Below are 3,956 nucleotides of genomic sequence, written 5' to 3'. Positions count from 1 at the left end.
CAGATGGAAGAACATGAAGCAGCGGACGAGGCGCGACAGCCTGAGCTAGATGCTGCCGAGGTGCTGGCAGAGATCAAGCGCCTGCTGCAGGAGGGACAGAGCCGGGAGCGCGATGACGGTTTTGACTAAGGATGTATGTGGCATCTCTCAGGCCCTGAGCGCAACTGCAGAGCAGGCCGCAGGTCAGCCAGATCGATCTGCTTCCCCATTCGCAGTTGATTGGCTGTGCGCTTCTTTAGCTAGCTAGAATGTTTTCTTGCTTTTATTCGAATAATGGCCATTGAGCTGCGAGCGCAGCGGAGGAGAATAAGGAGACTCATCCTCATCGTCTTCGAGGGGAGCCTCAGGCGCCATCTCCTCTAGCTGATTGAGCTGAGTGGGGTCCAGCCTGATCCAGCGATCTGCCGTCTCGGTGTTAGTGCTCGTGCGGCGGAAGGTGCTGAGACGTTTGCCGATCTCCAGGGCGGCCCAGGCAAGTATGAGGGCGGCTACGACAAAGCCGATATAGCCCAGAACGGTTTCATCCATTTGGCCATCTGTTGCGGCGCCTCCTCACCGCGGATGGTATAGCCGAGCGCAAGTTCAGAGGCGCCGCCTCCTTCCCACATGATTACTATGCTGTCAACAGCGCACTCTCCCCCACCAGGGAGGGTAGTGGCTCCTTGAGCCACTGGTTGTAGTCTAGTCTACCCAGCGCAGCCCTGGCACGTCAAGCCAGAGATGGCCATCCCGGCTAGCCCCGCTGGTGGGGGATAAGCGCCTGCAGCGGCGTGCTTCGAGCAGAGGCAGGCGGAGGTCGGCTAAGGGCCAGGCCCGCCCTGTGGCAACGGACTCCACCCGCGCTTAGACGGTTGTGATGGAACCGTCGGCATTGACGCGGATCATGATCTGCGGCAACGGGGTGGTAGCCGGACCCTGGACGACGCTGCCCTTCTTGGCTGGGTCGAAGATCGCTCCGTGCGCCGGGCAGACGAGCAAATGGGTGGCCGGGTCATAGTTGACGGCAACCCCCTCATGGGTGCAGCTACGTGAGTAGGCCGCGAATGTGCCGCTGGGGAGGTGAATGAGCAGTCCCTGTTTGCCATCGGCAGGATTGGTAAAGGCCTGGGCAGAATTGAGCGCCAGGGCGGTGGTGCCGATGACTTTGCCGTTGGACTTGGCGCCGGAGCCGGCGTTAGACTGTCCTGCTTGGCCAGCGGCTGGCTGCTGACCGGTGGAGGCGGTCGTCGTGGCAGCAGGGCCTTGACCGGCATGGAAGAGTCCACTTAGCAGCGACTGGGCCGCAGAGGTTTTGAGAGCTAGCCCCAGACCAGCCGCCGCCAGACCGCCGCCGGCCAGCAGGGCGACCACCTGGCGTCGTCGCCGTTTGCGGCCACGGCGTGTGCTCACAGGGATGTCAGCGGCAAAGGGCGCCACTGGTGGCAGTTGACGGGAGTGCCCTGGCTGCCCTTCACGCTGCTCCCGCGGGGCGGGCAGCACCACCGGCGCGGGTTCGGCGCTGTGAGCAGCGGCTTTGGCCGCCGTAGCTTGCCCTGAAGCCGCGCGCTGTGGAGCGTAGTCCTCGGGTCGACCGGACCACCAGGCGAAGCTATCAAGATCGGCCCCGCCACCATTGGGTACAGGCATGGGCGGAGCTGGCGGCATGGGAGGCACCGCCTGGGGCAGCGTGCCGGGCAAAGAGACCATTTCACGCCTGGCCCCGTTGCCCGCCGCAGCCCCGGTCGTGAGAGCCTCTTTCAGCAGGGGCAAGGGCCGGTCCTGCCAGGCACTTCCTCCGCCGCTACCAGCCAGGGGACCCGTCGTCGGCAGCTCTCTCTTGCCCGGTACGCTGGGAAGATGACCGGTGATAATAGGGGGCCGGAGCTGCCAGTGAGCGCCAGAGCTGGTTAGCTCATTGTCCTCAGCAAGTTGGTTCTGGGCCTGGGCTGCGCTAGAGGCGACCGGCGCGGCCACGGCAAAGCTCTGCTCTCTGCGCAGCGCCCGCGCGTAGGCGGCGACAAAGGCCCCCGCCGAGGGGAAGCGACGCGCTGGGTCGCGAGCCAGCGCTTGAGAGAGCACCTCATCGATCTCCGGCGGTAGAGAGGGACAGAGGTTACGCAGCGCCGGCACCGGCTGCTTGACATGCTGGAGCGCGATCTCCAGCGAGTCGTTGCCGGTGAACGGCGGCTTGCCACTCAGCATTTCATAGAGGATGATTCCCAGCGCGTAGATATCAGCGCGGGCATCAACTTGCTGCTGGCCAAGGACCACCTCGGGGGCCAGATATTCAGGGGCGCCGAGAAAGGTCCCGGCTAGATTGAGCAAATGGAGATAGGGATGCTCGACACGCCGCACACCGCGCAGTTGCAGGAGATCAACCAGGCCAAAGCCCGCCACGGTCACATGGTGCTCGTCACCCTGGAGCACAATATTGGCCGGCTTGAGTGCCCGGTGGACAATGCCCCGCGCATGGGCGTAGTCCAGTCCCGCCGCCACCTGCTGGAGAACCTCCAGCGCGTAAGAGGGGGCACAGCGCCCATCACGCTTCAGGATGTGCGCGACTGAGCCATCAGTGACGTAGGGAGAAACTAAGTATGGATAGCCGAGCTGCTCGCCAAAGTCGTAAATCGGTAGGATGTGCGGATGATCCAACTCGAGCAGAGCCGTGGCTATCTGGGTAAAGCGCCGGATAAAGCGATTACGTGCACGGACTGAGAAGTCCTCGGGAATGATGATGGCAGTGACTGCCACCGGCACACCACTCACGGGGTGCCGGGCCAGATAGACGGCACTGACACGACCTTTGCTCAGCAGTTGCTCAACACGGTACCCTCCCACCATCTGCCCCACCAGCAGATCTTCTTGCTGCGTCTCGTACATAGCATCTCCGTTCTCCAAAACTGTACCCATCGCTCGCTGGACGGGTCAGAGACAGTGTCTGGTACCTGTCGAGCGAGGGGCACGCGCCTCGCCCACCGCCGCGTCGAAAGCACAATCTGGGCCGCGCGCTCCTCCTCACAGGCCGCCACTCGCTCGCTCGCCCGCCTGGACAGCAGGCCACCGGTCACACCTGAGATGGCCGCCCTCACAGGGCGTGCAGAGCCTGATAGCTGGGCTTTGGTTGCGTGTGTTCACGGCTCCGACGTAATGAGATTACAAAGTATATCAGAGCGAGTCAATCTGTTACGCCTATTGTAGGACTTGTGGGTTATTCCCGCAGGAGTCTCTTTCACCAGCGACTCCCGCCAGCCAGGCAGGCCGGGAGCCTCTGGTAGCAGGGGCAGCCAACTCGCTTTATTCGCGCCAGCCAGCGACAGGTATGAGACTCTGCAAGCGCAGCAATGGGCGGTCGGGGGGAGCACGGTGGAACCCGACCGCCCGCGGAGAGCGAAGCGAGAGAGAGTGCGAGTCGGGAGGCGGCGGGGGACCGCCTCCCGCATGGGAAAGGGGAGGTCGCTTCGGTTGTGTAGTGGAACTGATGTTCTAGATAGAGGATAGCATGGCCGGCACGAAAAGTCAAGAGGGGAGACAGAAGACCTCGGCGCCAGCCTCGCGCGCTGGTGCGGGGTTTTGCCTCTCAGGCAGGGCGGCCTGCTTCCTCGGCGCATGGGCTGGGCCTGAGCTGACAGAGATGGTACAATGGGCAGAGAAGGCGCTGCCCCCTGTGCCCTCGCCGTCAAGGCTCCGCTGCAGTGAATGCTGCAATGAGGGTAGATACGCTATTTATGTGTGGGAGCGCTGAATCTGGAGAGAAAGCGAAGGGCCTCGCCTATGGCAGATGTACGACCTTTCCGTGGCATACGCTTTGCGCCTGAGGCGGTGAGCGACCTGGGGCAGGTGCTCTGTCCGCCGTTTGATGTGATCTCGCCTGAGGCGCAAGAGCGCTATTACGAGCGCCATCCTTATAATATGATTCGTTTGGAGCTGGGACGTGAGTTCCCTGATGATACAAGCTTGAATAATCGCTATACGCGGGC

3 protein-coding genes are annotated in these 3,956 nt (G+C 62.8%); 1 reads left to right on the top strand and 2 read right to left on the bottom strand.

All coding sequences use genetic code 11. The annotated features are described in order from the left end of the window. Positions 1-243: 243 nt before the first annotated feature. Together IRZ24_RS17690 and IRZ24_RS17685 are read right to left on the bottom strand one after the other, a co-directional pair. Positions 244-528 carry a hypothetical protein gene (locus tag IRZ24_RS17690; RefSeq protein ID WP_297167170.1) on the bottom strand — a complete coding sequence of 95 codons (285 nt, stop codon included), beginning with the start codon at positions 526-528 and terminating at the stop codon, positions 244-246. 315 nt (positions 529-843) lie between these two features. Further along, complete coding sequence (locus tag IRZ24_RS17685; RefSeq protein WP_297167167.1) at positions 844-2,859, bottom strand: protein kinase; 2,016 nt, start codon at positions 2,857-2,859, stop codon at positions 844-846. A gap of 891 nt (positions 2,860-3,750) precedes the next feature. On the opposite strand from IRZ24_RS17685, the gene IRZ24_RS17680 reads away from it, so the two are divergent. Beyond that, the coding region (locus IRZ24_RS17680; protein WP_297167164.1) for a DUF1015 family protein at positions 3,751-3,956 on the top strand (206 nt) is incomplete at its 3' end.

Source organism: Thermogemmatispora sp. (assembly GCF_019683755.1).
In the GTDB taxonomy this organism is placed as follows: Bacteria; Chloroflexota; Ktedonobacteria; order Ktedonobacterales; family Ktedonobacteraceae; genus Thermogemmatispora.
Note: the sequence above shows the minus strand (reverse complement) of the source record. Positions and strands in the feature narration are given on the sequence as shown.